The following is a 3558-nucleotide window of genomic DNA, read 5'->3' as shown; positions in this document are numbered from 1 at the left end:
ATGATTTCTGGGGATTGTGGTTAATCCCCAGAATTAAAACGAAAAAAATGAAAAAAAGATTAGTATTATTTTTACTGCTATTGACGGGAATGGTCAGTGCCCAACAGGATGCCCAATTTACCCAATACATGTACAACACCATTAATATCAATCCCGCTTATGCCGGCTCGCGCGAAGCAATGAGCATATTTGCGTTGCATCGAACCCAATGGGTAGGTTTAGACGGTGCACCGGTTACCAATACTGCCTCTGTCAACACTCCAATAAATGGCAGTAATATTGGTTTGGGATTTTCTGTTGTAAATGACCGGATTGGACCATCAGACGAGAATAATATTTCAGCGGATTTCTCTTATACCATTAATGCGTCTGAAAGATATAAATTGTCATTTGGATTGAAGGCTTCGGCTAATTTGCTCAACATCGATTTTACCAAACTGAATATATATGACAAGAATGATTATTCATTTGACACCAATGTCGACAACAAATTTTCTCCCAACATAGGAATCGGATTGTATTTGCATTCAGACAACACTTATGTAGGATTGTCGGTTCCCAATTTATTGGAAACCCAACATTTTGACCGTTATGCAGGTACTGGAGCCAATAGCCACGTAGCCAAAGAGCACATTCATTATTATTTCATCGCTGGGCATGTATTTGATTTGAGTGCAGAGGTAAAATTGAAACCTTCGATATTGACCAAAATGGTTCAAGGGGCGCCATTGCAAGTAGATTTATCGGCAAATTTTTTAATAAACGAAAAATTCACTGCCGGTCTAGCCTATAGATGGGATGCCGCATTTAGTGCTTTGGCAGGATTTCAAGTGAGTGATTCCTGGTTTATTGGCTATGCTTACGATATGGAAACCACAAAATTGGCCAATTATAATTCAGGATCCCACGAGATTTTCTTGCGATATGAATTGTTCAATGCCTATGATAAAATAATTTCTCCAAGATTCTTCTAAACGTACCTCTATGAAAATTCAAAACTTTATTTATAGTGCCATTTTGTTTGCCATAGTCCATGTTGGTCATGCGCAGAAAGCAAAAGTGGCGGGAGCTGACAAACAATATGAACGCTATTCTTATGTCGATGCAATTGCAACCTACGAACGCGTGGCCGAAAAAGGGTACAAGGATGAAAAAATGTTTCAAAAATTAGGAAACGCCTACTATTTCAATGCCGAACTAGAAAAGGCAGCCAAATGGTATGAAGCACTTTTTGCAATGAACCAAGAGCAAGAACCAGAGTATTATTACAGGTATTCCCAGTGTTTGAAAGCCATTGGCGATTATGCCAAAGCGGATAAAATGCTTGAATCCTTCAACAAAAAATCAGGCAACGATCAAAGAGCCAAATTATTCGAAAAAAACAAAGATTATTTAGCCGAAATCAAGGCAAATTCAGGACGTTTCAATATAGAAGACGCAGGAATTAACTCGGAGTTTTCAGATTATGGAAGTTCTTTTTCCGGGAATAAATTAGTCTTTGCCTCCGCCAGAGATACTGGAGGTGTGTCCAAAAAAGTATTCAAGTGGACCAATCAATCTTTTACCAATTTATATAGTTCCGAGGTCAATTCGAGCGGAAAACTGGAAGCGCCAAAAAAATTCAACAAAGGAATTAATTCCAAATTTCACGAATCTACACCAGTCTTTACAAAAGACGGAAACACTATGTACTTTACCCGAAACAACTTCTTAGACGGAAAAAAAGGAAAAGACAGCCAAAAGATAACCTTGTTGAAATTATACAAAGCCACTCTTGAAGACGGCCAATGGAAAAACGTGACTGAACTTCCTTTCAACAGCGACCAATACAGTGTGGCGCATCCAGCCTTGAGTGTAGATGATAAAACCTTGTATTTTGCTTCGAATATGCCGGGAACATTAGGACAATCGGATTTGTTTAAAGTAAACATAAACAATGACGGCAGTTTTGGCACACCCGAAAATTTGGGCAAAACCATCAATACCGAAGGCAGGGAAACCTTTCCGTTCATCTCGGAAGACAACGAATTGTATTTTGCCACTGACGGACGTCCCGGATTGGGCGGATTGGATATTTATGTGACCAAAATTCTAGACAATGGCAGTTTTGGCGATGTGCAAAATATTGGCGCTCCAGCCAATAGTTCCAATGACGACTTTGCACTATTGATGGACAGCAAGAGTCGCAACGGATTTTTTACTTCCAATAGAACCGGCGGACATGGTTATGATGATATTTACAAGTTTACCGAAACCAGAAAATTAGCTTGTGAGCAAATCCTGAAAGGTATCGTGACGGATCGGGAAGACAGAAGAATCTTGCCGCAATCGAAAGTAAGTTTGTTTGACGAAAAATTCCAATTGTTAAAAGAAACTACTGCAGATTTAAATGGAGCTTATCGTTTTGAAGTGGTTTGCGGAAAAGTATATTATGTAAGAGCCGAAAAAACAGATTTTGAAACCAAGGAAGCCACAATTGCTATTCCAAAAGCTTCTGGCGAAAGCGTGTTGGCATTACTATTGGACAAACGAATCAAGGCTATTGCCGTGGGTACAGATTTGGCTAAAACGTTGAATATTCCAATTATTTACTTCGATTTGGATAAATCATTCATCCGCAAAGATGCCGCATTTGAGTTGGAAAAAGTCTTGGCGGTCATGAAACAATATCCTAAAATAAAAATCGATGTTCGTTCGCATACCGATTGCCGACAAACCGCAAAATACAACGAAGCTTTGTCTGACAGAAGAGCCAAAGCGACAGTGGCTTGGTTGATTAAAAACGGAATTGAAGCCAATAGATTGACCGGAAAGGGATATGGAGAATCACAATTGGTAAATGATTGTGGTTGCGAACCAACCAACAAATCCAACTGTACCGAAGCACAGCATCAAGCCAACAGACGCAGCGAGTTCATTATCGTTTCGATGGAATAACTTTAGAATTTTTAGTTATAAAAAAGAGGCCGTTCCATATCGAACAGCCTCTTTTTTTTGATTTTTTTTGGAAAATATTAGTCCTGGATATAGGTTTTGTTTCCGTTTTTGTTAATGTAATATTTACCGCCTCTTGAACCGGTATATACTTTTTTGCCCTTGTATTCGCCAGTAACTTTATCTGGAGTTTTTGGAGCTTTTTCGTTCGATTCTTTCAACGTTGGCGCTTTCTTGCTCGAAGTGCCTTTGGTGTATTTTTCGTCTTTTATTTTGGCGTCAACCTTGTTTATATCTGATTTGTTCGTTTTTTTGTCGTAATCATAACCTGATTTTGTTTTGGCCGTTTCTTTCTTGGCCGTTTCTTTTGTGGTAGTGGATTTAGAAGTTGCCTCTTTTTTAGTAGATTTTACAGTGACGTCTTTGTCATAATCATAACCCGATTTCTTTTTGGTAGTTTCTTTTTTTGCAGGTTCTTTTTTTTCTTTGGTTTCTTGAGCATAAAAGCTATTAGAGAAAACTAAAAGGAAACACAGTAATGCTAATTTTTTCATAATGGATTGATTTTTAAGTTTGAAGAATAAAAATAATAAATTAATTAGTACAAAAAAATAATACTATAAT

The 3558-nt window shown here is 38.0% G+C and carries 3 protein-coding genes; 2 read left to right on the top strand and 1 reads right to left on the bottom strand.

Translation table 11 applies throughout. From position 1 onward, the window contains the following. The first annotated feature begins 47 nt into the window (after positions 1 to 47). Together OZP13_RS14365 and OZP13_RS14360 are read left to right on the top strand one after the other, a co-directional pair. A complete protein-coding gene (locus OZP13_RS14365) occupies positions 48 to 974 on the top strand; it encodes a PorP/SprF family type IX secretion system membrane protein (protein ID WP_281297599.1) in 927 nt (308 codons plus the stop codon). Positions 975 to 984: 10 nt separating this feature from the next. Continuing rightward, entirely contained in the window at positions 985 to 2937 is a 1953-nt protein-coding gene (locus OZP13_RS14360; RefSeq protein WP_281297598.1) for an OmpA family protein, read from the top strand. Positions 2938 to 3014: 77 nt separating this feature from the next. Here OZP13_RS14360 and OZP13_RS14355 read toward each other — a convergent pair whose 3' ends face one another. Continuing rightward, on the bottom strand, positions 3015 to 3488 hold the full coding sequence (locus OZP13_RS14355) for a hypothetical protein (RefSeq protein WP_281297597.1): 474 nt from the start codon (positions 3486 to 3488) through the stop codon (positions 3015 to 3017). Between the last annotated feature and the right edge of the window lie 70 nt (positions 3489 to 3558).

The organism is Flavobacterium limnophilum (assembly GCF_027111315.2).
GTDB classification, from domain to species: Bacteria; Bacteroidota; Bacteroidia; order Flavobacteriales; family Flavobacteriaceae; genus Flavobacterium; species Flavobacterium limnophilum.
This window is presented reverse-complemented; position numbering and strand designations above follow the sequence as displayed.